The sequence below is a fragment of the Labrys monachus genome, from assembly GCF_030814655.1.
GTDB classification, from domain to species: Bacteria; Pseudomonadota; Alphaproteobacteria; order Rhizobiales; family Labraceae; genus Labrys; species Labrys monacha.
Genome location: NZ_JAUSVK010000001.1, coordinates 25103 through 49206, shown reverse-complemented (window position 1 = coordinate 49206; position 24104 = coordinate 25103). Strand labels below are relative to the sequence as shown.

The following is a 24104-nucleotide window of genomic DNA, read 5'->3' as shown; positions in this document are numbered from 1 at the left end:
GCGGTCGAGACCGATCCCCGGTCCGACCGAGGGATGCGACTCCGGCGGCTGCCTCGACCCCGCCTCCCACGCGTCTCAATTACGAGAATGGAGTCGCAGAGCCTTCACTCGACGGCCCCGAAATGCGGGATTTCGGTCGATTATCGTGGTTTCGGCCGCGCACTGCGACTGGCATGCCCCTTGCGTTGAAGTTCGAGGCCAGGCCGTCACATCGAAAGTCTTTTAAATGCAGGGTGTCGAGAACAACATGACGGCAGCGCGGCCGCGCCGGGACGGGAACTTTGCCGGCAACAAATCGGCGGGAATTGGTTCGCAGGCAACCCCCGCCGGCGGCGTCGATGCAGGCCGGGCGTCGCACATCCAGCTCGAGGCCATCGCCATCTCCCGTCGCTTCGGCGACTTCCAGGCTCTGGAGGACATCTCCATCGGCATCGAGAAAGGCGAGTTCCTGACGCTCCTCGGGCCGTCGGGCTCGGGGAAGTCGACATTCCTCAACATCCTCGCAGGCTTCGACGCGCCGTCCAGCGGGAAATTGGTCCAGGGCGGCGAGGATGTCACGCATCGCCCGGCCGAGCAGCGCAATTTCGGCATGGTCTTCCAGGGATATGCCCTGTTTCCCCATCTGACGGTCGCCGGCAACGTATCGTTCCCCTTGCGGGTGCGGAAAGTTCCCTCGGCCGATCGAAGCCGCAGGGTCGCGCAGGTTCTGGAAAGCGTCGGATTGACCGCCCATGCCGACAAGCTGCCGAGGCAGCTGTCCGGCGGTCAGCAGCAGCGCGTCGCCCTGGCCAGGGCGCTGGTGTTCTCCCCCGACATCCTGCTGCTCGACGAGCCTCTCTCGGCACTCGACAAGACCCTTCGCGAGCAGCTCCAGATCGAACTGCAGCGCATCCATCGCGAATTCCGGACGACCTTCGTCTTCGTCACGCACGACCAGTCGGAAGCGCTCGCACTGTCGAGCAGGGTCGCGATCTTCAATCACGGCCGGCTGATGCAGGTCGGCAAACCGGCGGATGTCTACACTCGGCCCGGCTCCAGATTTGTGGCGGAGTTCCTGGGGCAGGTTAACCTGTTCCCGCTCGGCGAGCCTGGATCGGCCGGCGGCATCGTGGCGGGACGCTTCGGCGACCGCTTGCTGACGGCGCCCGGACATGCGGCCGGTCCGGTCGTGCTCGGCGTGAGGCCGGAGCATATGAGCCTTTCGGTCGCCGAGCCTTCCGGGCTCAACGCCGTTCAGGCAGTGATCGACGGCGTGGCATACCATGGCGCCACAGTGCTGCTGAGCCTGCATTCCTCGGGCGGAGCCGGCGATCGATCGCTTTCATTGACCATTCCGGCCGAGATGTGGGCCCGCGACTCCGCCCAATGGGGACAGTCGGTCTGGCTTGCCTGGCAACCGGAGCACGGAATGATCCTGCCGCGGGAGTAGCGGCCGGTTCGCACGAATCCAGAGGGGAGAAGAACGGTGAAGGTGATGAACGAGATATTCCAGAAAGACTGCTTCGATATTCTGAAACTCAAGCTGGACCGCGGCGAGATCGACCGTCGCTCGTTCCTGCGGGGGATCGCTCTCATGGGCGCGGGCGCGCTCGCCCTGCAATCCGGGGCCGTCTCTGCCCAGGAAAAGGAAATGGTGATGGTCACCTGGGGCGGCGACGGCACGAAAGCCTTCGAGAAGGCCTTTGCCGCCCCCTTCGCCAAGGCGACGGGGATTCGGGTGAAGAGCGACGGCTCCGGCCCGACGGAGGGGGCGGTCAAGGCTCAGTTCGAAGGCGGAAAAATCTCCTGGGACGTGATGGATACCGAGTTCTTTTCCTCCAAGACCTTGGGAGAAAAAGGCTACCTCGGCAAGATCGACTACAATATCGTCAAGAAGGAAAAAATTCACGGCTCCGATTGGCACGATTGGGGCGTAGCCAACTACTATAATACGTATGTCATGGTCTACAATAAGAAGAAATTCGGTGACAATCCGCCGAAGACGTGGGCCGATTTCTTCGACGCGGAAAAATTTCCGGGAAAACGGACCTTGCCGAAATATATGATCGGTGCGCCGGAAGCAGCGCTGCTTGCCGACGGGGTCAGTCCGGACAAGCTCTATCCGATGGATCTTGATCGCGCCTTCAAGAAGATCAAGGACTTCATGCCGAATATCGTCAGCTTCTGGGGATCGGCAGCGGAGAGCCAGCAGGCTGTCATCGACGGCGAGGCGGTGATCGGGCTGCTCTGGGGTACGCGCGCGCAGCTGGTGCATCGGGATACCGGCGGAGACGTCACCTTCACTTTCCAGGATGCGCTGCTGACGCCGTCGTCATGGTCCTACATGAACAAGAACCCGGCAGGCGCCGAGATCGCCAATCAATTCATCGCCGCCGCGCAGGATCCCGCGCTTCAGATCGAGCTGCTGAGGCTCGTCGGATGCAGTCCCGCCAATCCCGCCGCGGCTGCGATGGTTCCCGAGGACCTCAAGCCGTTCGACTGCATGCAACCGGAACATCTGAAGATCATGCATTCGGTCGACATGGAATGGTACGGAAAGAACTACGGCGCGGCCCTGGACCGGTTCATCGCGATGATCGCCAACTGAGAGGCGTTCCGCCAGCCGGCGACAACTCGGCATCGTCACCCCGCGCAGATCGGTGCGCCGGGTGACACCGAGCCTCGCGCGGCCGACCTATCGATGGATGGGCTCCTGAGGATGTGCAGGTCGGGGAAGAATGGACAGACGCAAGGTTCTCGAATGGACGGTCTTCGTGGCGCCGCTCCCGGTGCTGCTGGCGGTCTCGTATCTCCTGCCGCTGCTCGGGCTGTTCCACTGGAGTGTCACCGAGCCGTCGCCCGGTCTGGGCAATTACGTCAGGATCCTCGTCGATCCCGATATACACGCCATCATGGGACGCACCCTCAGGATTTGCCTGCTGGCAACCGTCGTTTCCGTCATGGTGGCGTATCTGCTTGCCTATCATTGGGTCTTCGGACCGCTCTGGCGGCGGCGTTTCATAGAGATCTGCGTCCTCATTCCCTTCTGGATTTCAGTCCTGATCCGTGCGTTTGGCTGGCTCATCGTCTTGAGGCCGAAAGGGCTGATCAATGACGGGCTGATGGCCGCCCATCTCATCAGCGAGCCCCTGACGCTCGTCCGGAACGATCTCGGCGTGGTCATCGGCATGGTCCATTTCATGATCCCCTTCGCGATCTTCCCGATCGTGTCGGTGATGCGGCAGATCGATCCGAGAATTCCTGCCGCGGCCAGAGGCATGGGCGCCGGCCCCATCCGAAGATTTGTCGAGGTCTTCCTGCCCCTTTCGATGCCCGGCGTGATTGGAGCCTTCTTCATCGTCTTCGTCTTCACCCTCGGCTTCTTCATCACGCCGTCCATCCTCGGCGGTGGGCGTGTCGTCATGCTCGCCGAATACATCTTCACCCAGATGTCCCAGACCGCGGATTGGGGCCTCGGATCCGCCTTGTCGGTGGTGCTCCTCCTGTTCGTGTCGGCGATGATCTGGTTGCTGTCGAAGCTGACCCGCGTAGAAACATTGATAGGCTAGGAAGATGCATTCCCAAGGACCCGGGCGTCCAAGCACCGTCTTCGCCTATGCGGCGATGATCTTTCTGCTGCTGCCGCTGCTGGCCGTCGTGCCGGTTTCCTTCACCAGCAAGCGCTATCTATCCATGCCGGAAGGCAATTGGTCGCTGCGGCACTACCAGGAACTGATCGAGGGGCCGGAATGGCTCGGCAGCATCTGGACGAGCTTTTCCATAGGCCTCGCGGCGGCAGCGCTTTCGACGTTCCTCGCTATCCTGTTCAGCGTCGGCATCTGGTACCGGCAGTCGGCGCTGACCCGGCCTCTCGTCGCCCTCGTCCTTCTTCCCATGGCGGTGCCGCCGATCATCTCCGCTCTGGTGCTCTATTTCTTCGAGACGAGAACCTCGCTCTACGACACCCTGGGTGGAGTGGTCGTCGCCCACACGGTCATGGCGGTGCCCTATGCCGTCGTCACCCTGATGGTCGCCCTCAGCCAGGTGGACAGAAGGCTCGAATTGGCGTCGCGGAACATGGGCGCCTCCCTCTGGCAGACCACGGTCTGGATCGTCCTGCCGAACATCAAATTCGGCATCCTCTCCGCGGCCTTCCTGTCGTTCATCCTGTCATGGGAGGAGATCTCGGTCACCCTTTTCGTCACGTCGACCGAAATCATCACCCTGCCGCGCCGCATATGGTCGGGGCTTCGCGAGAACATCGACCCGGTCATCGCCGCCATATCGGTCCTGCTCATCGTGGTGACCATGGCCGCAGTCGCCGTCAAGCTGGCGGTGGAGGGCCGATCCCCTCTGAGAAGAGCATGAGGTTTCCGATGAACGACGAACGCGGCAGCCCAATGCATGGCTTCGTCTCGCCCGGCTACGATGCCGTGGCCGAGCAGTTCCGGACCAACTTCCACGAGCGAGGCGACTCGGGGGCCGCTTTCGCCGCGGTCGTCGACGGGGAGATCGTGGTCGATGTCTGGGGCGGCCAGGCCGACCGGACCAGCGGCCGTCCCTGGCGTTCCGACACCATCGCCGCGATCTTCTCCGGGACCAAGGGCCTCGTCGCAACCTGCATGCTGCTGCTTCTGGAGCGCGGCCGGATCGAACTCGATCGACCGGTATGCGCCTATTGGCCCGAATTCGCCGCATGCGGGAAGGATCGGATGCTCGTACGGCATGTCGTTTCTCATCAGGCCTGCCTCCCCGGCCTCATGACACCGGTGACGGTCGACGAGGCGACGGACGATGTCCGCATGGCGCAGTTGCTTGCCGGCCAGGCGCCGATCGGCGAGCCCGGAACGCAGCTCCATTACCACGCCCTGACTTTCGGCTGGCTTTGCGGCGAACTGATCCGGCGCATCGATGGCCGCAGCGTCGGCCGGATGTTCGCGGAGGATGTCGCCCGGCCCCTGGGTCTGGACGCCTGGATCGGACTTCCCGCCGACCAGGAGACCCGCGTGGCGGTGCTCGAACGCGGTCCCGGCTTCGGTGCCCAAGCGCAGGAAACGCCGGGGACAGACCGCCTCGCCTGGTCGATCTGGGACAATCCTCCCCGGTTCTCGGCCGACCCCCTCGCCATGAACACGCGAAGCTGGCGGGCGGCGGAAATCCCGGCCGGCAACGGCATCGCCTCCGCACGGGCCCTGGCGCTGTTCTATGGATGCCTTGCGCGGGGTGGAGAGAGGGACGGGATCCGCATCCTCTCGCCCCAGACCATCGGGCAGGGTGCCGAATGTCTCGCCCGAGGGGTCGAGCCCTATCTCAAGCGGGAGCTGGCCTATGGTGTCGGCTTCCAGCTTCAGACGGAAGCGGCGCCCTTCGGCGAGGCTGCAGTCGCCTTCGGCCATGACGGCGCGGGCGGCTCGATGCATGGCGCCTGGCCGGAACTGAGAACCGGCTTCTCCTATGTCACGAACACGCTTCTCGAATCCGAAGGCAGGGATCCAAGGTCGAGCTCGCTGCTCGCCGCCCTCCATGGCTGCGTGCGCTCGAGCGCCGGATTCGGCTGACATCAGCGCGTCCGCAGCGCGGAAGCCCCGTGAGATCAACAGCCCGGGTGACTTCGCACCACCGTGGAGGTCACCGTTGTTTCGGTGCCCTGGAACAAGAAAGCGATGGTGGGCGCGACAGGGATTGAACCTGTGACCCCTACGATGTCAACGTAGTGCTCTCCCGCTGAGCTACGCGCCCATCGCTTGCGGAGGCCGGCCTGATAGCAGTTTGAAGGAAGCCATGCAAGCCGCTCCGCCGCAAATCTTTCGTTGGGGTCACGCCGCCTTCAAAAGCTTGTCGACTTCGTTGACGAGATCCTTGAGGTGGAAGGGCTTCGACAGCACCTTGGCGTCCTTGGGCGCCTGCGAATCCGGATTGAGGGCGACGGCCGCAAACCCCGTGATGAACATCACCTTGATGTCGGGATCGAGTTCGGTCGCGCGGCGCGCGAGCTCGATCCCGTCCATCTCCGGCATGACGATGTCGGTCAGCAGCAGCTCGAACGGCTCCTCGCGCAGGCGGTGATAGGCCGACAGCCCGTTGTCGTAGGAGACCACCTCATGCCCGGCATTCTGCAGGGCCCGCACCAGAAAGCGGCGCATATCGTTGTCATCTTCTGCGAGGAGGATCTTGTTCATGCTGGCGTCCTGCTTCCCCGGCGGGCCCGGAGCGAATTCGGTCTCTATAAAGCGTCGTCAGGGTAAATGCTTCGTTTAGATCGCATTACGGTTAACTCCCCAGGGTCTGCCCCGATCATGGCCGAAAATGGAAATTTGCGGCAGGTTTTGCTTGTGATGCGCCGGCGCCCGTGATTTTCTGGCCGGCAATGTCCGGCGTGCCGGAGCGGATAACGTCATCACATGGAAATCGAGCTCAGCCCCCCCTTCGACGTGGTCGAGCCGGCGGCCTATACGGCGCCCCTGCTGTTCAACTCTCCCCATTCGGGGCGGATCTATCCGCGATCCTTCCTGGCCGAATCGCGCCTCGACGCGCTGGCGCTGCGCCGCTCCGAGGACGCCTTCGTGGACCTCCTCCTCGCCGACGTCGCCGCCAGCGGCACGGCGCTGATGTGCGCCCGCTTTCCGCGCGCCTATCTCGACGTCAACCGCGAGCCCTATGAGCTCGATCCGCGCATGTTCGAGGGCCGCCTGCCGAACTACGCCAATACGCGCTCGCTCAGGGTGGCCGGCGGGCTCGGCACGCTGGCGCGCGTGGTGAGCGAATCGCAGGAGATCTATGCCCGGCGCCTGTCGGTCGACGAGGCGCTCCACCGCATCGAGGTGCTCTACAAGCCCTATCACCGCACGCTGCGGCGCCTGTTCGGCCGCATCCATCGCGAGTTCGGGGTGGCGCTGCTGGTCGATTGCCATTCCATGCCCTCCTGCGGGCTGGCGCGCGACGAGCGTCCGCGCGCCGACATCGTGCTGGGCGACCGCTACGGCACGAGCTGCTCGCCGCTGATCATGGACTGTGCCGACGATACGCTGCGCGCGCTCGGCTATACGGTGGCGCGCAACAAGCCCTATGCCGGCGGCTTCATCACCGAGCATTACGGCAATCCGGGTGGCGGCTTCCATGTCGTGCAGGTCGAGATCAACCGGGCGATCTATATGAACGAGCAGGATTTCTCCCTGCTGCCGGCCTTCGACCGGCTGAAGCGGGACCTGGCGTCGCTGCGCGACGCGCTCGCCGCCCTGCCCTTCCATTATCTCGACGCCTTCCATCTGGCGGCCGAGTGAACCACGCCGCCTCGCCTCTGCCGGCCGCCGACTGGGTCTTCGGCTACGGCTCGCTGATGTGGAACCCGGGCTTCGCCTATGAGGAGCGCCGGAGCGCGGTCGTCCGCGGGCTGCACCGGGCGCTGTGCATCTGGTCGCATGTCCATCGCGGCACGCCGGAACGGCCGGGCCTGGTGCTCGGCCTCGACCGCGGCGGCTCGTGCCGCGGCGTCGCCTTCCGCGTGGCGCCCGAGCGCTGGGCCGAGACGGTCGACTATCTGCGCCGCCGCGAGCAGGCCACCAGCGTCTATATCGAGACCGTCCACGAGGTGGCGTTCGACGACGGCCGCAAGGTGCGGGCGCTCGCCTACCGGGCGGACCGCACGCACCGCCAATATTGCGGCAGGCTGCCGGACGAGACGCTGCTGGAAGTGGTGCGCGGCGGCGTCGGCCTGTCGGGCGCCAATCCGGACTATGTGCTGGCGACGCACGACCATCTGGTCGAGCTCGGCATCGCCGACCGCACGCTCGACTGGCTGGCCCACCGGCTCAGGGCCTGAGGCGCCGGGAGCGCGTCGCCTTTCGAAGAAAGTCCCTTCGCCGGTGGGACCAGACCGGACGGACAAAATTTGCCCCCTTCACAAGGCCGACATGTTGACCCTACATTATTGTATCGATCGGTCGAATCGGCTTTCGGCCGAATGAATGAGGTCAGGAGAGCGTCGTGACGGCGCATGTGTCGCCTGCCGTGTTTCATCCGTCGGTTTCGCCCGAGGCATGCCCAGCCCTCGTGCTGAACGCCGATTACCGTCCGCTGTCCTATTATCCGCTGTCGCTCTGGTCGTGGCAGGATGCGATCAAGGCCGTGTTCCTCGACCGCGTGACCATCATCTCCGAATATGACAAGGTCGTCCGCAGCCCCACCTTCGAGTTCCGGCTGCCGTCCGTCGTCTGCCTCAAGACCTATGTGAAGCCGAGCCGCAACCCGGCCTTCACCCGCTTCAACGTGTTCCTGCGCGACTGCTTCACCTGCCAATATTGCGGCACGCGCAACGACCTGACCTTCGACCACGTCATTCCCCGCTCGCGCGGCGGCCAGACGACATGGGAGAACGTCGTCGCCGCCTGCTCGCCCTGCAACCTGCGCAAGGGCGGCGCCATGCCGGCCGAGGCCGGCATGCATCCGCACCAGAAGCCCTATGCGCCGACGCTGAGCGACCTGCACCAGAACGGGCGGCACTTCCCGCCGAACTATTTGCATGAGAGCTGGCTCGACTATCTCTACTGGGATACCGAGCTGGAGCCGTAGGCCCCCCGGGAGCGCAGACATCCTGTCCATGGGCGCTGAGATACGAAGATTGTCCGCCTTCTCCCGTCCGGGAGAAGGTCCCGGTAGGGGGATGAGGGTCCAAACCTCAACGCAGATGGCTCAATGGTTGCGCTTGAATTGTGGAAGTATAGACCCTCATCCGGCGCTATGCGCCACCTTCTCCCGTCCGGGAGAAGGAAAGCGCGCTATTTTCTGTAAACTCAGCGACCATGGACAGAATGTCCCGCGCCCGGGAACCTACAGGATCTCCACCCGGTCGTCCTCGAACAGCGCCGCCGACAGCACGCCGCCATAGCAGGCGCCGGTGTCGAGGTTGACGCGGTTGTCGAGGATCTCGGGCGCCTCGGCCGGGGTATGGCCGTGCACCACCTTCTTCTCGTGGCGCTCGGCCGAGAGCAGGAATTCGTCGCGGATCCAGATCAGGTCCTGTTCCGCCTGCAGGTTCAGGGGCACGCCCGGGCGCACGCCGGCATGCACGAAGAAATAATCGCCGAAGCTGACGCTGAGCGGCCGCGTGCGCAGGAAGTCGAGATGGGTCGTCACCATCCGGGCGCGGAAGCGTTCGCGCAGATGCTCGACGTCGCCGGCCGACAGCAGGCTCGCGCCCTCGGTGTCGACGCCGTAGCTCTGCAGCGTCGCCAGGCCACCCCAGCTCAGCCATGTCGTCGCCTCGGGGTCGCCGTCGAGGAAGGCCATCATCAGCGTCTCGTGATTGCCCCTGAGGACGATCAGCTCGCAGCCCGGCACCGTGGCCATCACCCGCGCCACCACGCCGGCCGAATCCGGCCCGCGGTCGACGAGATCGCCGAGGCTGATGACGATGTGGCGCCTGTCGGGATGGCGGGCGGCATGGGCCTGCGCCTTCAACAGGATCGCCTCCATCAGGTCGAGATGGCCGTGGACGTCGCCGAAGGCAATGATGCTGAAGCCCGCCGGCACACGCGGCGGATCGGAAAAAGCCGTATTCGTCTGATGCATGGCGCAAACATAGAGCGATCCGCCTCGTCCCGGCAACAAAAGGATGCGGCGAATCTGCCGCAGACGCCTGCGGGGATGCTCCGCCCGCATCCCGCCCGGGTGCGCGGACAGGGTGTTCACGGGCGCCGAGATACAAAAATTATCCGCCTTCTCCCGGGTCGGGAGAAGGTCCCGGTAGGGGGATGAGGGTCTAAATTTCAACGCAGATAGCTCAATAGTTGCGCTGGAATTGCAGAAGTCTAGAGCGAAATTGTTCAGACTGTAGAATATCCAGCATTAGAGAAGTAATTTCTGCATTCGGACGGGGAGAAGCGCGGGAGAGTTTTGGCGATTTCGTCCCAGAGATCGTGGATGGATCGGGTTGCAGCCGCGCGCAGGAGAGCTTTGAGCTTTGCGAAGAGGTTCTCGATCGGATTGAGATCGGGGGAGTAGGCGGGCAAGTAAAGCAGTTCCGCCCCTGCGGCCTCGATGGCTTGGCGCACACCCGGGACTTTGTGGCTGCTCAGATTGTCCATGATGACGATATCGCCGTAATTGAGGGTGGGAACGAGGATCTGCGCGACATAGGCCTTGAAGCAATCGCCGTTGACTGGGCCGTCGAGCACGCAGGGAGCTGTCAATCCCCCGCTGCGCAGAGCGCCAATGAAGGTCGTGGTTTTCCAATGGCCATGCGGCACGTAGTCGATCAGGCGCTGTCCGCGCTTGCACCTGCCGTAGTGGCGCGCCATCGCGGTCGAGGCCCAGGTCTCGTCAATGAAGACCAGACGCGAGGGCCTCAGCCAGATTTGGTTGCTGTGCCATTTGCGGCGAGCGGCCGCGACATCGGGGCGTTTTTGCTCGCTGGCGTGGATCGTCTTTTTTTATATGTCAGCCCAAGCCGCTTGAGCATATGCCACATCGGGGCATGGCTGATGCTGACCCCCAATTCTTCCTCCGCCCAGGCCCGCAGATCCGCGACACGCGCATCCGGATCCGCCGCGACCTTGGCCCGCAGAACCTCTTCATGCTTGGCAAGCTTGAGCGGAACATGATTGCGCTGGGGGCGGGCACTGACCTCCCCCGTCGCGCACCGCCGCGCTGCCGCCTTGTAGATGTAGGACACACTCACCCTGAAGATTGGTGCGATCGTGCTCGCCGACATCCCGCTATCCAGCGCCCCAAGCACACGATCTCGCAAATCCTGCGAATAGGCTTCACCACGCTTCGTCATGCTTCATCTCCGGAATAGCCCGGAAACCTATGAATCACACTAAGCCATCCAGTGGAATCCCTTCCGATTCCACTCAGACAAATTCCGCTCTAGACCCTCATCCGGCGCTTCGCGCCACCCCCAGCATTTCCGCAGGAAATGCGAAGTCCCGCATGGGAGAAGGAAAATCGCGCTATTGTCGGCAAAGTTAGCGCCTATGGACGAGACGTCCGCGCACCCGGGGTGTCCCTCGGCGCCCGGGTGCGTGAAGAGGCCCGGTCTTTCAGAAGATGGTCGCCTCCGCACCCTCGATCAGCACGGCGGTGAGCGGGCCGCCGAAGCAGGCGCCGGTATCGAGATTGATGCGGTTGGGCGCGAAGGTCGCCGCCTCGACCGGCGTATGGCCGTGGACGATCCTCTTGCCGAAGCTGCCCTCCCATTCGAGAAACTCGTCCCGGATCCACAGCAGGTCCTCCTCGTCCTGGCGGTCGAGCGGGCGGCCGGGCCGCACGCCGGCATGGACGAAGAAATAATCGCCGCATGCGAAACTGAGCGGCCTCGCCAGCAGGAAGGAAAGATGGCGGGCGGGGAGCGTTTCGAGAAAGGCCCGGCGCAGGCCGTCGGCGCCCACGCCTTCGGCCGCCATCGTCGCCAGATCGACGCCGTAGCTCGCCAGCGTGTGCAGGCCGCCATTGCGCAGCCAGTTCTCCGCGCCCTCGCCGCTGCGGAGGAAATCGAGCATCATCGCTTCGTGATTGCCGCGCAGCACGACGAGCTCGCAGCCGGGCAGGCCGCCCGCCAGCCGGTCCACCACCGGCGCCGAATCCGGGCCGCGATCGACGAGATCGCCCACGGAGACCGCGATATGGCGCCGTTGCGGCGATGCCGCCGCCCGCTCCGCGATGCGCTCCAGCAAGGGCTCGAGCTTGTCGAAGCAGCCATGGACGTCGCCGAAGGCGACGATGCTGACGTCGTCCGGCAGGCGCGCCTCCTCGGCGGCGTCCTTTTGGCCTGGCATCCCCGCGGCTCCTCTTGTTTGCCGGCAGCAGAATACACGCCGATACCGGCAACGTCAGAAAATCGTCACCGCCGTCCCCTCGAACAAGGCCGCCGTGAGCTTGCCCGAGGCATAGGCCTTGGTGTCGAGATTGATGCGGTTGCGGTTGAAGTCCGGCTTGCGCACCGGCGTATGGCCGTGCACGATCTTCTTCTCGAAACGCTGCTTGGAATTGAGGAACTCGTCGCGGATCCACACCAGGTCCCGCTCCTCCTGCTCGGCCAGGGACACGCCGGGCCGCACGCCGGCATGGACGAAGAAATAGTCGCCGAAGACGGCATGGCTCGGCAGGCTGCGCAGGAAATCGATATGGGCCTGGGGCATGGCGGCGAGGAGATCCTCGCGCAATTGCGGCATCGCCTTCTCCTCGCGGAAATTCTGCCGGCTGGCGATGCCGTAGCTCTGCAGGAAGGCCTCGGCGCCGAAGAAGCTGCGCCAGGCGTCGCCGATCGGCTTCTCGTCGAGGAAGCCGAGCAGCGCGTCCTCGTGATTGCCCCGGAGGACGACGAGGTCGCACCCCGCCACCCCCGCCATCATCCGCTCGATCACGCCGGACGAATCGGGGCCGCGGTCGATGAGGTCCCCGAGGCTGACGACGATATGGCGGATGCCGGCCGTCTGCGCGGCGCGGCGCTCGATGCGGTCGAGCACGGGAACCAGCAGATCGAGCCGGCCATGCACGTCGCCGATCGCCACGACGGCGATGTCGGGCGGCACGGCGGGCGGTTCGGGAAAAGGCACGAGCTTCGTGCCGGCTTTCTTCGGCATCACCTTGTCCGGGTGCGGGTTCCTGGGGAACGCGGAAGAGACGTCCACAGGCGTCGGCGAAATAGCCTGCTTCTCCCGATCGGGAGAAGCTCCCGGCAGGGGGATGAGGGTCTCACCCGGACAAGAGAGCTTCGTCGCCGTGCTCCGATTGTCGAATCTCAGACCCTCATCCGGCGCTTCGCGCCACCTTCTCCCGATCGGGAGAAGGGCAGTCGCGTCATCGTCGCAAGGCCGACGGCTGTGGACGTCCCCGTCCGCTTCTTCCTATCCTGCCGCCCCGACGTTTCCAAGAGCCGCGCGGGATCGGCCGCGATCCCGGACGCCCCATGCCGGGAGGCGTCGGCCCGATGACATCATGGGCCTGATATACAACAACGCCGCCGCGGCCTTCATGCGAAGAGGTGCCGGCGAAAAGGAGTGACTCATGTCTGCGTTCCCCGAAAAGGCGAAGGTTGTCATCATCGGCCTGGGCGGCATCGTCGGGGCCTCGGTCGCCCATCACCTCATCGAGCGGGGATGGGACGACATCGTCGGCATCGACAAGTCGGGCATCCCGACCGACATCGGCTCGACGGCGCATGCCTCGGACTTCTGCTACACCACCAGCCACGACTATCTCTCGGTCTGGACGACGCAATACTCCATCGACTTCTACGAGAAGATGGGCCACTACGCCCGCATCGGCGGCCTGGAAGTCGCCCGCACCGGCGACGACGCCTGGATGGCGGAGATCCGGCGCAAGATCTCGTCCGGCAGGGCCTTCGGCACCGATGTCCGCCTGGTGACGCCCGCCGAGATCAAGCAGATGTTCCCGCTGATCGAGGAAGACCAGGTCCAGGGCGGCATGTTCGACCCGGATGCCGGCCTCGTCGTCCCGCGCTCCCAGACGGTCGCCGGCAAGCTCGTCGACGCCGCCGAGAAGTCCGGCAAGCTGGCGATGTACGGCAACACGCCGGCCCAGTCGCTGATCGTCGAGAAAGGCCGCATCAAGGGCGTCGTCACCCATCGCGGCACGATCATGGCCGACCATGTCGTGGTCTGCGCCGGCCTGTGGGGCCGCCTCATCGCGGGCATGGTCGGCGAGGACCTGCCGGTGATGCCGGTCGACCATCCGCTCACCTTCTTCGGCCCGTTCAATGAATTCGCCGGCACCGGCAAGGAGATCGGCTATCCCCTGCTGCGCGACCAGGGCAACTCCGCCTATATGCGCGACACCGGCGATCCCGCCACCACGGAAGGCGGCCAGATCGAATGGGGCTATTACGAGACCAAGGCTCCGCGCCTGTGCCATCCGCGCGATATCCTCGAAAAGCACCAGGCGCGCCTGTCGCCCTCGCAGCGCGACCTCGACATGGAACAGATCATCGAGCCGCTCGAACGGGCCATGGAGCTGACGCCGATCCTCGGCGAGCTCGGCTACAATGAAGGCCATTCCTTCAACGGCCTGCTGCAGGTCTCCGCCGCCGGCGGTCCGTCCTGCGGCGAGAGCCAGAAGGTGCGCGGCCTGTGGTATTGCGTCGCCATCTGGGTCAAGGACGGGCCGGGCTACGGCAAGCTGATCGCCGACTGGATGACCGACGGCCGCACCGGGGTCGACCACGCCAGCATCGATTATGCGCGCTTCTACCCGCACCAGACGGAAGAGAAGTTCATCGAGGGCCGCTGCTTCGAAGCGGCGCAGAAGATCTATTTCCCGGCCGTCCATCCGCGCGAGCCCTATGCCAGCGGCCGCAACGCCAAGCGCTCGCCCTTCCATGAGCGCGAGAAGGAACTCGGCGGCTATTTCATGGAGCTCGGCGGCTGGGAACGCGCCCATGGCTATGCCGCCAACGAGCATCTGCTCGAAAAATACGGCAACCAGGTGCCGGTGCGCGAGAACGAGTGGGACAACCGCCATTTCTGGCGCGTTTCCAATGCCGAGCATCTCGCCATGAGCGAGGATTGCGGCATCGTCAATCTCAGCCATTTCTACATGTTCGACGTCGAAGGGCCCGACCATGTCGAACTGATGGAATGGATCTGCGCCGCCAGGATCGGCGGCGATGCCAATATCGGCAAGGGCATCTACACCCATTTCCTCGACGACGAGGGCATGGTGCGTGCCGACCTCACCGTCATCCGCATGGCCGATCGCTGCCGCGTCGTCGACGGCGCCGATGCCGGCCCGCGCGACTTCCATTATGTCAAGCGCCTCGCCGAGGACAGGGGCCTCGACGTCACCGTCACCGACGTCTCCGAGAAATACATCACCATCGGCATCTGGGGCCCGAATGCCCGCGACACGCTGAAGAAGGTGGTGGCGGACCCGGCCGGGCTCGATGCGGCAAACTTCCCCTTCGCCGCGATCCGGCCGATCGAGATCGCCGGCCGGCCGGTCACCGCCTTCCGCATCTCCTATGTCGGCGAGCAGGGCTGGGAGCTGCACATGAAATATGAGGACGGGCTTGCGGTCTGGGATGCGCTGCGCGCCACCGGCGTCATGGCCTTCGGCGTCGAGACCTATGCCAACTCCCGCCGCCTGGAAAAGAGCCTGCGCCTGCAGAACGTCGACCTGCTCACCCAGTACAACCTCATCGAGGCCGACCTCGCCCGCCCCAAGGTCAAGGAAGCCGACTTCCGCGGCAAGGCCAGGCACCTCGAATACAAGGCGCGCGCGCACCAGCCGGCCATGCTCTGCACGCTGGTGATGACCGACAACACCGACAGCAAGGGCGTCAAGCGCTATCCCGTCGGCACCCTGCCGGTCATGGACGCCGACACCGGCAAGGTGCTGGTCGACGAACTCGGCCGCCGCTCCTACACCACCTCCATCGCCTTCGGCCCGACCATCGGCAAGAACATCGCTTTGGCCTATCTGCCATGGGCCTATTGCCAGGAGGGCCGCAAGCTCAGCGTCGAATATTTCGCCGAGACCTATCCGGTCGAGGTGGTCGGCATCGGCTACAAGCCGCTGTATGACCCTGAAAACCTGAAGCCGCGGAGCTAGCCGTCCGCGATCACAGCTGAATAACGCCAGCCATCCTTAATATCCGCCGTGTTCCGGCGCATCCCGCGACGGCAACGGGGAAGCGGCATGCGCGTAAGGCAAGTACGGATCCGGCTCGAGAACTGGTATCCGGCCAATTATTCGGCCGCGAACACGCACGATCACGAGCTCGAACTGTATCTATGGGTCGACGGACGCCGAACCTACCAGGTGTTCGACTACGGCGCGAGCGACGTGCTGGCGCAGGGCGGTCTTCCGGGCGGCGTCCCCGCCGACATCCGCGAGCCCCGGTTCAGGATCCGCCTCGTCGCCATCGAGCGCGACGGCTGGCCTGACGCAACGGGCGGCGCGGGCGGCGAGATCACCATCGAACTCGACCGGGACCCGCCGGTCAGCACCTGGACGATCGTCGCCGACGGCGCCGGCGGCGACCGGCCGGTCGAGATCACCTTCGCCGTCGAATATCTCACCTATCTGGCCACGCCGGACCATCCGGGGCCGGACCCGCATCCGATCGACGACAAGGCGCGCTCGGATGCGGGGGACCGCGACGCGCGGGTCTTCGAGCACTGGCTCGGCCTCGGCCGCTCCTCGCGCCTCTGGCCGGACCCGGCGCGCAAATATCACGAGCAGGTCTGGTTCATCGTGCCGCTCGACGGCGAGGGGCGCCGCGGCAAGCAAATCGTCACCACCTATCGCTACCGCGCCGAGGCGATCGGCCTCGACCATGGCCGCATGGGCAGCGTCTACGTGCCCCGGAACACGCAGATCGTCCTCCACCAGCACGATTTCGCCCATCCGGACTTCGCCGCCGGCAAATCGCTCCGCCTCGGCCATCCCGGCCTGCACAATCTCAACGAGACCCGCTGGGACGACCGGATCGGCGCCATCGAACTGATCACCACCCACTTCGTCGCCGCCGCGCCGCGCGCGGCGAATTGAGGGCCGTGGAAAAAGAAGCGTCGATCGTCCCCTGGGACCGCAGGCTTCCAGCCCATATGCGCTAACTTTGCCGACAATAGCGCGATTTTCCTTCTCCCATGCGGGACTTCGCATTTCCTGCGGAAATGCTTGGGGGTGGCGCGAAGCGCCGGATGAGGGTCTGGACTTCTGTAATTCCAGCGCGACTATTGAGCTATCTGCGTTGAAGTTTAGACCCTCATCCCCCTGCCGGGACCCCAAGCATTTCCAAAGGAAATGCGGTGTCCCGAACCGGGAGAAGGCGGGTATTTCCGTTATGTTAGCGCATATGGGCTTCCAGCCTGCCCTTGGAAACGCTGCGTCTGCCGGAAAGATGCAGGCTGGAAGCCTGCGGTCCCGGGAGGGCGGGCTCCCCCTTCAGCTCTCCGCCCTTCGCCCGTACAGCACCCGATCGAGGAAGGCGGTCGCCAGCGCCATGCCTTCGGGCGCGACGACATGGCCGACGCCCGGCAGGAAGCGGCGCTCGACCCTGACGCCGAGTCCTCTCAGCACCGTGAAGGCATGGTCGCTTTCCTGCGGCGGAACGACGGGATCGGCGACGCCATGCACGAGCAGCAGCGACGTCGACAGGGAAGGCGCCAACGGCGGCGGCGACGACAGGCGGCCCGAAAAGGCGACGACGGCGGCGACCGGCCAGCGCCCGGAGGCGAGCGCGTCGAGCACCATGATCGCACCCTGCGAGAAGCCGACCAGCGCCACGCGGTCGAGACGGCGGTCGAAGTCGCGGTCTTCGAGGATGTCGCGGAGCAGGTCGTCGAAGGCGGGACGGGCCGCCGCGACGCGGGCGGGCCGGTTGACCGCCGAAATGCCGTCCTGGCTGTACCATTGCCGGCCGGGGCCGTGCGCGAAGGGAAACGGCGCATTCGGCGCGGCGAAAGACGCACGCGGAAGCGATTGCCGCAGGGCTTCGCGCAGCGGCGCGAGGTCGTGGCCGAAGGCGGCGACGCCATGGAAGAGGATGACGAGGCTTTCGCCAGCCATGCCGCTCACGACGCCTTCCGCGCCAGGCTGACGGGCGCCAGGCCCGGCAGGTCCGGGCCGAGCGGCACGATGCCGTTGGGGTTGAGCGCCTTGATCGAATAATAGCCGCGCTTGATGTGGTCGATGCTCACGGTCTCGCGGACGCCGGGCACGTCGAGCATATGGGTGAGGAAGGCGGAGAGCGCGGGATAGTCGACGAGGCGGCGCAGATTGCATTTGAACAGGCCGTGATAGGCGGCGTCGAAGCGCACCAGCGTCACGAAGAGGCGGATGTCGGCCTCCGTCAGCCGGTCGCCGAACAGCAGCGGCCCGCCGGCGGCAAGGCGCGGCTCGAGCTCGTCGAGCATGCCGAAGACGTCGGCGAAGGCCTCCTCATAGGCGCCCTGCGTGGTGGCGAAGCCGGCGCGGTAGACGCCGTTGTTCAGCCGCGGATAGATGGCGGCGTTGAGGGCGTCGATGCCGGGGCGCAGGTCCTCGGGATAGAGGTCGACCGCCTTGGTGGCGAGCGCGCCGAAGCCGCTGTTCATCATGCGCAGGATGTCGGCGGATTCATTGTTGACGATGGTGCCGCGCCGCTTGTCCCAGAGCACCGGCACGGTGGCGCGGCCGGTGAAGTGCGGATCGGCCCGCGTATAGATTTCGTGCATATAGGTGGCGCCGTTCACGGTGTCCGGCACGGCGCCGGGATAGAGGCCGAAGCGCCAGCCCTGGTCGGTCATCGCGGGCTCGACGATCGAGACGGAGATCGTCTCGGCGAGGCCCTTGACCTGGCGCCCGATCAGCGTGCGCGAGGCCCAGGGGCAGATCAGCGCGACATAGAGATGGTAGCGGCCGGCCTCGGCCTCGAATCCACCCTCGCCCGTCGGCCCCGGCGCGCCGTCCGGCGTCACCCAGTTGCGGAACGAGGATGTCTGCCGGACGAAACCGCCTTTCTCGTCCGTGGCCTGCACGGGGTGCCAGTCGGAAGTCCATTTGCCGTCCACGAGCATGGGAAACCCTCTTCTTCGGCGCGCCCCGAAGGGCCCGCCATCCTCCTACGACAACGGCGCTCCCATGTCGAAGGCTCCGCCTCCTCGTCACGTCCTGCCGTCGAGATGGCGCGCCCGGCGCAGCTCGGGAAACCACAGCCACCACAGCCCGGCCACGGCGATCGTCGCCGCGCCGCCGAGGATGACGGCGGGCACGGCGCCGAACAGCCCCGCCGAAAGGCCGGCGCGGAACTCGCCGAGCTCGTTCGACGCCCCGACGAACACCTGGTTGACGGCATTCACCCGCCCCCGCACCGCATCCGGCGTCCACAGCTGGATCAGCGTCTCGCGCACATAGACGCTCACCATGTCGAAGCCGCCCATCAGCGCAAGCGCCGCCACCGACAGCCAGACCGCGCCGGAAGCGCCGAACACCGCGGTGGACAGGCCGAACAGCGCCACGCAGGCGAACATGATCCGGCCGGCATGGTCGCGGATCGGGCGGCGCAGCAGCAGGCCGGCCACGACGATCGCGCCGATGCCGGGCGCCGCGCGCAGCAGGCCGAGCCCCCAGGGGCCGACGGCGAGGATGTCGCGGGCATAGACCGGCAGCAGCGCCGTGGCGCCGCCGAGCAGCACGGCGAAGAGGTCGAAGGAGATGGCGCCGAGCACGATCTTCTCCTTGCGGATGTAGCGGATGCCGGCGAGCATCGCCTCGAAGCTCGGCTTCTCGCTGCGGGCGCTGCGGGGCGGCGAAGCGACGGCGGCCGCCAGGGCGGCGGAGCCAGCGAGCAACGCCAGCGCCGTGCCATAGGCGGTGCCGGCCGACAGGCCGTAGAGAAGGCCGCCCGCGACCGGCCCGAGGACGGTCGAGACCTGCCAGGAGGTGGTGCTCCAGGCGATGGCGTCGGCGAGGTCCTCGGCCGGCACGAGGTTGGCCATCAGCGATTGCTGCGCCGGGCCGAAAAAGGCGCGCAGCGTGCCGAGCACCACCAGCGTGGCGAAGATCGGCACCGCGGCCTGTCCGCCGGACAGGGTGAACGCCAGCAGCGCCAGGGCGCAGAGCCCCTCTCCGGCGATGCAGCCCGTCATGATGGCGACGCGGTCGAAGCGGTCGGCGACCGTGCCGGTCACCAGCACGAGGAGGAGGGCCGGCAGGAACTGCATCAGGCCGACGAGGCCGAGGTCGAAGGGGTTGCGCGTCAGGTCGTAGACCTGCCAGCCGACCGCGACGCCGACGATCTGGGCGGAGAAGCTGCCGAGGAAGCGCGCGAGCCAGTAGCGCGTAAAGCCGGCGTGGCGGAAAGCGCCGGCCCGCGGCGAAGGAAGGTCGGTCATCGGGAAATCACGGAACAGGACATCTTTCTCGGCAATCGCACGCTGCGGCGCAAAGCGTTGCGATTGCATCCTGCGGCGGGGATGTCCATGCGGAATTTCCGCGGCGGCAATCGGGATCGGCTCCCGAGGCCGGCCGCGGCTCTTGGCGCCTTGCGCGCACACCCCTTTCGGGAGGACAATCGCTTATCGTTTCCCAGTGGCCCGACGGAGCCGGCATGGCCGTTTTCTTCCCCGATCTCGAGCGTCTCGACGAGGCCCTGATGGCGCTCGACGACGATGTGTTGATGCTCTCGCAGCTGGACGGCTTTCTCACCGGCGTCCTCCTCTGCCCCGAACCGGTGCTGCCGAGCGAATGGCTGCCGGTCGTCTGGGGCCGCAGCGAGGAGAACGAGGAGCCCGTCTTCACCTCCGAGGCCCAGGCCCGCGAGGTGCTCGACCTGATCATGCGCTACTACAATCACGTCGCCGAAATCCTCGACAGTCCTTCCCGGCGCTGCGAGCCGATGCTGATGGAGGACCCGCGGACCGACGAGGTTCTGTGGGAAATCTGGATGGAAGGCTTCGAGCTGGCCCTGATGCTGCGGCCCGAGCTCTACGGCACGGTCTATGGCAATGGCAGGCCGGAGGTCGCCGGCGCCTATCGCGGCCTCATGGAGCTGATCGAGATCAGCAGCGACAAAAGCACGCTCCCGCCGAAGAAGATCGAGCGCCTCACCCTCGCCGCCCATGACGCGATCGGCCCCTATGTCGACCGCCTCAACGCGGCGCGCCGGGGCGAGGCTGCTCCCCCGGCGCCCTTCGCCGCGGCCGCCGGCCGCGTCGGGCGCAACGATCCCTGCCCCTGCGGATCGGGCAGGAAATACAAGAAATGCTGCGGCATGAACTGAAGGCCGAACGGACGAAACCGCCCGTCGGGCGGAGCGGGACGGGCTGAAAACACCCGTCATCCTCGGCGAGCCGCGCAGCGGCGAGGGAAGAGGATCCATGCCATAGGGCGGGGTCCCGGCCCATGGATCCCTTTCCCTCGCTGCGCTCGCCGGGGATGACGGTGTCATCCTCAAACCGTCCCGTCAGGCGGAGCGCAGCGCCAGGCCGGTGAAGATCAGCGCGAGACCGTTGGCGAGAAGCTCCACCCCGAGCAGGATGCCGAGCAGCGACAGCGCCGACCACGGGAAATTGGTGAAGATCATCACCGCGAGCAGGATCGAGACCAGGCCGGACAGCAGCATCCAGATCCAGCTGACGGAACGCCGGATGCGGAAGGCGATCATCACCTTGACGATGCCGTAGATCAGGAACAGCACGCCGATCAGCGCCGTCAGCGAGATCGCGCCGGAGATCGGATCGAGCAGGATGGAGACGCCGAGCAGCAAAGCGAGGACGCCGAGCACCGCCGCCTCGAAGAAGCCGCCCCAGGCCTTCACCGTCATGGCTTGAATGAGCTGGACGGCGCCGAGGACCAGGAACAGCCACCCCACCCAATAAACCACCGCCAGCGAAGCGATGCCCGGATGGATGAGGGCGAACAGGCCGCCCACCACCGAAATAAGGCCGATGACGAGAAACCATCGCCAGGATTGTTGCAGTGTCTCCATCGCTTCCCCTCCTTGAATGCCCTCAGCGCGCTGACGGTACCATCAAATCATACCGCGCGAAAAAGCGGGCAGCTTGACCGGGATCAAAGAGCTCGCCGCCGCCGTTCCGGCTGGAGCCGAGCGAAGGGCCGCCCCCCTGGCCCCCCCGCCAGCGCGCACGCATGGAGCCCGTCTCGCCCTCCCGGCGCCCCGCAATAGCGGCCTCGCCCCATAGGCGGCGATGGGAGAGGCGATCACCGATCGCCTTCATCCTTTCCACCAGGCCCTGCGTTTCCGGGAACGGCGATCGGGTGATCGCCCTCCATCGTCGCGCCTCGCCTGGCAAAGTCAGCGCCGCCTATTCCGTCGGGTAGCGCAGGCCGATCTGCCGGCGGATGGTGTCGAGCGTCACCATGATGCCGACGGTCTCCTCGGGCGGCAGGATCTCCCCGGCGAGCCGGCCTTCGCGCACCAGCCGCTCGATCTCGTCGGCCTGGTACTGCATGCCGCGCCCGGGCACGTCGGACGAAAAGGTCTCCAGCACGTCGCCGCGGCAGTCGATGACGCGGAACGAGGTCGGCTCGTACCAGACGGCGGAAAATTCGATCCGCGCCTCGGTACCGAGAACCAGGGCGACGTTCGGCCCGCCATTGTCGCTGGTCGAAATCGTCGTCGACATCCCGCCGCCGGCATGGCGGAAGATGGTGGCGATCTCGGCGTCGGCGCCGGTCTGCTTGAAACGGGCCATGGAGACGATCTCCTCGGGCTTGCCGAGCACGTCCCAGGCAAAGGAAATCGGATAGATACCGAGATCGAGCAGGGCGCCGCCGCCGAGCTCCAGGGCGTTGAGACGATGGGCGGGATCGTCCGGCAGGTCGCGGGTATGGTCGGCGATGACGGAATAGACCGTGCCCAGCACGCCGGAGGCGAGAATCTCACGCACCCGCACCATATGCGGCAGGAAGCGGGTCCACATCGCCTCGAGCACCACGAGCTTGCGCGCCTCCGCCAGGTCGACGACGCGGCGGGCCTCCTCGGCATTGATGGTGAAGGGCTTTTCGACCAGCACGTGCTTGCCGGCCTCCAGGGCCATCAGCGCGTTCTCGGCATGCAGCGGGTGCGGGGTCGCGACATAGATCAGGTCGACCTCGGGATCCTCGCACAGGGCTCTGTAGCTCGCATGGGCGTTGGGGATGCCGAACGTCCCGGCGAAGCGGTCGGCGCCCGCCTGGCTGCGCGAGCCGACGGCAGCGACCGTGTGGCCGGTCAGCTGCAGGTCCCTGACGAAGAGATCCGCAATCCAGCCCGTGCCGAGAATCCCCCAGTTCAATCGTGTCGCCATCGTGCTTCCACCCTTGTTTCGCGCCATCCTGCCAGTTCGTCGCGGGGCGGCCAATGGAGAAAACGATCGGCGGCGCAATCGACAGGGCCTATGCGTCGTGGAAGGTCGATCACCGATCGACCTCTTCCTCTCCGGCGCGCCGGCGTTTCCAAAAAGGGGCGATCGGTGATCGCCCCTCCATCGTCACGCCTTCCGGCAAAGTTAGAGCATGGGGGCGCCCGTCCTTGCACAGGCCGATCGACTGGTCGGTCCCGCGAGGCACCGCCCTTCGTCAACGATGCCTCCCATGGAGTGAGGAAAGAGATGGATTTCAAGCCTATGCAGCGTCACCGTCATTACAGCGCCCTCCTGAACGCCGTGATCGCCATGCTGTCGCTGGCGGTCCTGCCCGGCATGGCGCGAGCGCAGGCAACCCGAATCGTGGATATGCCGCTCGCCGGCGGCGGGCATCAGCGGGCGCTGTTCGCCGCGCCGGCCCATCCGCGTGCGACCATCGTGATGCTGCCGGGCGGCGCCGGCGATATCGGTATTGCGGCCGACGGCGCTCTCCGGCGCGGACACAATTTCGTCGTCCGCACGCGCGGCTTGTGGAACCGGCGGGGCTATGCGGTGCTGATTCCCGATACCATCGATCGGCAGAACCTGCGCGGCCTGCGCAGTTCGGCGGCCTATGGCGAAGTGGTGGCGGACCTCGCGGCCTTTGCGCGCATGCAGCAGCCCGGGCCGGTCTTTCTGCTCGGCACCAGCCAGGGCTCGATCGCGGCGGTCAACGGCGCGGCCCATGCCAGTCCGGGGAGCGTGGCCGGGGTGGTGCTGACCGAATCGGTTTCGGTGCCGGGCGGCAGCGGCGAGACGGTCTTCGACGCCGGCCCCGCGCAGCTGCGCGTGCCGGCGCTCGTCGTCGCCAACCGCGACGACCGCTGCAGCGTCGCGCCGCCGCAGGACGCCCGCAGGATCGCGGCGGCGCTCAGCGCCAGCCCCGATGTGCGGGTGATGATGGTGGCAGGCGGCCTTGATGGCGACCACAAGGACTGCGGCTCGCTCTCGCCGCATGGCTATGACGGCATCGAACCGCAGGTCGTCGGCCAGATCGCCGACTGGATGGATGCGCATCTGGCCGGCCGCTGATCCGCTCCGCAGGCTTCGCCGGTGCGACGACGATTGCGGACGGCGCGTTGAAGGTCAACGGTTCGCTATGCCGTGCTGACCGCGACAGCCGGCGTTTCCGGCACCTGTCGACGCCGGCCTCGATGTCAACCTCACGCCCAGCACTACCTTCGACGTCAGCTATGGCGGCCAGTTCCGGCGCAACACCATTGACCAGAGCGCGAAGGGCATGCTGACGGTGAGCCTCTGAACGGGAAGAGGCTCGCA

At 65.9% G+C, this 24104-nt stretch carries 22 protein-coding genes and 1 tRNA gene; 12 read left to right on the top strand and 11 right to left on the bottom strand.

The window, feature by feature from the left end; genetic code table 11:
* Window positions 1-247 precede the first annotated feature (247 nt).
* The 5 genes from J3R73_RS00220 to J3R73_RS00200 all read left to right on the top strand — a co-directional run bounded on the left by J3R73_RS00220 (window position 248) and on the right by J3R73_RS00200 (window position 5537).
* A complete protein-coding gene (locus J3R73_RS00220) occupies window positions 248-1429 on the top strand; it encodes an ABC transporter ATP-binding protein (RefSeq protein ID WP_307421367.1) in 1182 nt (393 codons plus the stop codon).
* Window positions 1430-1474: 45 nt separating this feature from the next.
* Window positions 1475-2587, top strand: a complete 1113-nt coding sequence (locus tag J3R73_RS00215; RefSeq protein ID WP_307436967.1) for an extracellular solute-binding protein — start codon at window positions 1475-1477, stop codon at window positions 2585-2587.
* Window positions 2588-2717: 130 nt separating this feature from the next.
* The gene (locus J3R73_RS00210; protein ID WP_307421365.1) at window positions 2718-3548 is read left to right on the top strand and encodes an ABC transporter permease; all 831 of its coding nucleotides are present in this window, start codon (window positions 2718-2720) and stop codon (window positions 3546-3548) included.
* Between the two features lie 4 nt (window positions 3549-3552).
* Window positions 3553-4347 carry an ABC transporter permease gene (locus J3R73_RS00205; protein ID WP_307421363.1) on the top strand — a complete coding sequence of 265 codons (795 nt, stop codon included), beginning with the start codon at window positions 3553-3555 and terminating at the stop codon, window positions 4345-4347.
* Window positions 4348-4355: 8 nt separating this feature from the next.
* Complete coding sequence (locus J3R73_RS00200; protein ID WP_307421361.1) at window positions 4356-5537, top strand: serine hydrolase domain-containing protein; 1182 nt, start codon at window positions 4356-4358, stop codon at window positions 5535-5537.
* Between the two features lie 106 nt (window positions 5538-5643).
* Here the strand turns inward: J3R73_RS00200 and J3R73_RS00195 are convergent.
* Window positions 5644-5718 (bottom strand) — tRNA-Val (locus J3R73_RS00195).
* 77 nt (window positions 5719-5795) lie between these two features.
* Entirely contained in the window at window positions 5796-6158 is a 363-nt protein-coding gene (gene cpdR, locus J3R73_RS00190) for a cell cycle two-component system response regulator CpdR (RefSeq protein WP_307421358.1), read from the bottom strand.
* A 222-nt stretch (window positions 6159-6380) separates the two neighbouring features.
* On the opposite strand from cpdR, the gene J3R73_RS00185 reads away from it, so the two are divergent.
* The 3 genes from J3R73_RS00185 (at window position 6381) to J3R73_RS00175 (ending at window position 8547) form a co-directional block, all read left to right on the top strand.
* On the top strand, window positions 6381-7259 hold the full coding sequence (locus J3R73_RS00185; RefSeq protein WP_307421356.1) for an N-formylglutamate amidohydrolase: 879 nt from the start codon (window positions 6381-6383) through the stop codon (window positions 7257-7259).
* Entirely contained in the window at window positions 7256-7798 is a 543-nt protein-coding gene (locus J3R73_RS00180) for a gamma-glutamylcyclotransferase (protein ID WP_307421354.1), read from the top strand. The genes J3R73_RS00185 and J3R73_RS00180 overlap by 4 nt, the downstream gene beginning before the upstream one ends.
* Before the next feature lie 188 nt (window positions 7799-7986).
* Window positions 7987-8547 (top strand): HNH endonuclease, encoded by a 561-nt coding sequence (locus J3R73_RS00175; RefSeq protein WP_307436964.1) that lies wholly within the window; start codon window positions 7987-7989, stop codon window positions 8545-8547.
* A 258-nt stretch (window positions 8548-8805) separates the two neighbouring features.
* Here J3R73_RS00175 and J3R73_RS00170 read toward each other — a convergent pair whose 3' ends face one another.
* The 4 genes from J3R73_RS00170 to J3R73_RS00155 form a co-directional block, all read right to left on the bottom strand.
* Entirely contained in the window at window positions 8806-9546 is a 741-nt protein-coding gene (locus J3R73_RS00170) for a metallophosphoesterase family protein (RefSeq protein WP_307421352.1), read from the bottom strand.
* A 254-nt stretch (window positions 9547-9800) separates the two neighbouring features.
* Window positions 9801-10756 (bottom strand): IS630 family transposase gene (locus J3R73_RS00165; RefSeq protein WP_307421350.1). Its coding sequence is split into 2 segments (ribosomal slippage): window positions 9801-10408 and window positions 10408-10756, totalling 957 coding nucleotides; the frame shifts between segments, so codons are not numbered across the junction.
* Between the two features lie 262 nt (window positions 10757-11018).
* On the bottom strand, window positions 11019-11753 hold the full coding sequence (locus J3R73_RS00160) for a metallophosphoesterase family protein (protein ID WP_307421349.1): 735 nt from the start codon (window positions 11751-11753) through the stop codon (window positions 11019-11021).
* 54 nt (window positions 11754-11807) lie between these two features.
* Window positions 11808-12560: a metallophosphoesterase family protein gene (locus tag J3R73_RS00155; RefSeq protein WP_307421348.1), complete on the bottom strand. Its 753-nt coding sequence runs from the start codon at window positions 12558-12560 to the stop codon at window positions 11808-11810.
* 424 nt (window positions 12561-12984) lie between these two features.
* Here J3R73_RS00155 and J3R73_RS00150 point away from each other — a divergent pair, with 424 nt between their 5' ends.
* Together J3R73_RS00150 and J3R73_RS00145 are read left to right on the top strand one after the other, a co-directional pair.
* Complete coding sequence (locus J3R73_RS00150) at window positions 12985-15546, top strand: GcvT family protein (protein WP_307421346.1); 2562 nt, start codon at window positions 12985-12987, stop codon at window positions 15544-15546.
* Between the two features lie 87 nt (window positions 15547-15633).
* Complete coding sequence (locus J3R73_RS00145; protein ID WP_307421343.1) at window positions 15634-16488, top strand: hypothetical protein; 855 nt, start codon at window positions 15634-15636, stop codon at window positions 16486-16488.
* 396 nt (window positions 16489-16884) lie between these two features.
* On the opposite strand, the gene J3R73_RS00140 is transcribed toward J3R73_RS00145, so the two are convergent.
* From J3R73_RS00140 to J3R73_RS00130, 3 genes are all read right to left on the bottom strand, one after another.
* Window positions 16885-17508 (bottom strand): alpha/beta hydrolase, encoded by a 624-nt coding sequence (locus tag J3R73_RS00140; RefSeq protein ID WP_307436961.1) that lies wholly within the window; start codon window positions 17506-17508, stop codon window positions 16885-16887.
* Between the two features lie 5 nt (window positions 17509-17513).
* The gene (locus tag J3R73_RS00135) at window positions 17514-18497 is read right to left on the bottom strand and encodes a glutathione S-transferase family protein (protein ID WP_307421341.1); all 984 of its coding nucleotides are present in this window, start codon (window positions 18495-18497) and stop codon (window positions 17514-17516) included.
* Window positions 18498-18584: 87 nt separating this feature from the next.
* Complete coding sequence (locus tag J3R73_RS00130) at window positions 18585-19814, bottom strand: MFS transporter (RefSeq protein ID WP_307421340.1); 1230 nt, start codon at window positions 19812-19814, stop codon at window positions 18585-18587.
* A gap of 215 nt (window positions 19815-20029) precedes the next feature.
* On the opposite strand from J3R73_RS00130, the gene J3R73_RS00125 reads away from it, so the two are divergent.
* A complete protein-coding gene (locus J3R73_RS00125) occupies window positions 20030-20701 on the top strand; it encodes a UPF0149 family protein (RefSeq protein ID WP_307421338.1) in 672 nt (223 codons plus the stop codon).
* 183 nt (window positions 20702-20884) lie between these two features.
* Here the strand turns inward: J3R73_RS00125 and J3R73_RS00120 are convergent, their stop codons facing one another.
* Entirely contained in the window at window positions 20885-21409 is a 525-nt protein-coding gene (locus tag J3R73_RS00120; RefSeq protein ID WP_307421337.1) for an HdeD family acid-resistance protein, read from the bottom strand.
* A gap of 337 nt (window positions 21410-21746) precedes the next feature.
* The gene (locus J3R73_RS00115) at window positions 21747-22730 is read right to left on the bottom strand and encodes a Gfo/Idh/MocA family protein (RefSeq protein ID WP_307421335.1); all 984 of its coding nucleotides are present in this window, start codon (window positions 22728-22730) and stop codon (window positions 21747-21749) included.
* Between the two features lie 303 nt (window positions 22731-23033).
* On the opposite strand from J3R73_RS00115, the gene J3R73_RS00110 reads away from it, so the two are divergent.
* Window positions 23034-23858 carry an alpha/beta hydrolase gene (locus J3R73_RS00110; RefSeq protein WP_307421333.1) on the top strand — a complete coding sequence of 275 codons (825 nt, stop codon included), beginning with the start codon at window positions 23034-23036 and terminating at the stop codon, window positions 23856-23858.
* Window positions 23859-24104 lie beyond the last annotated feature (246 nt).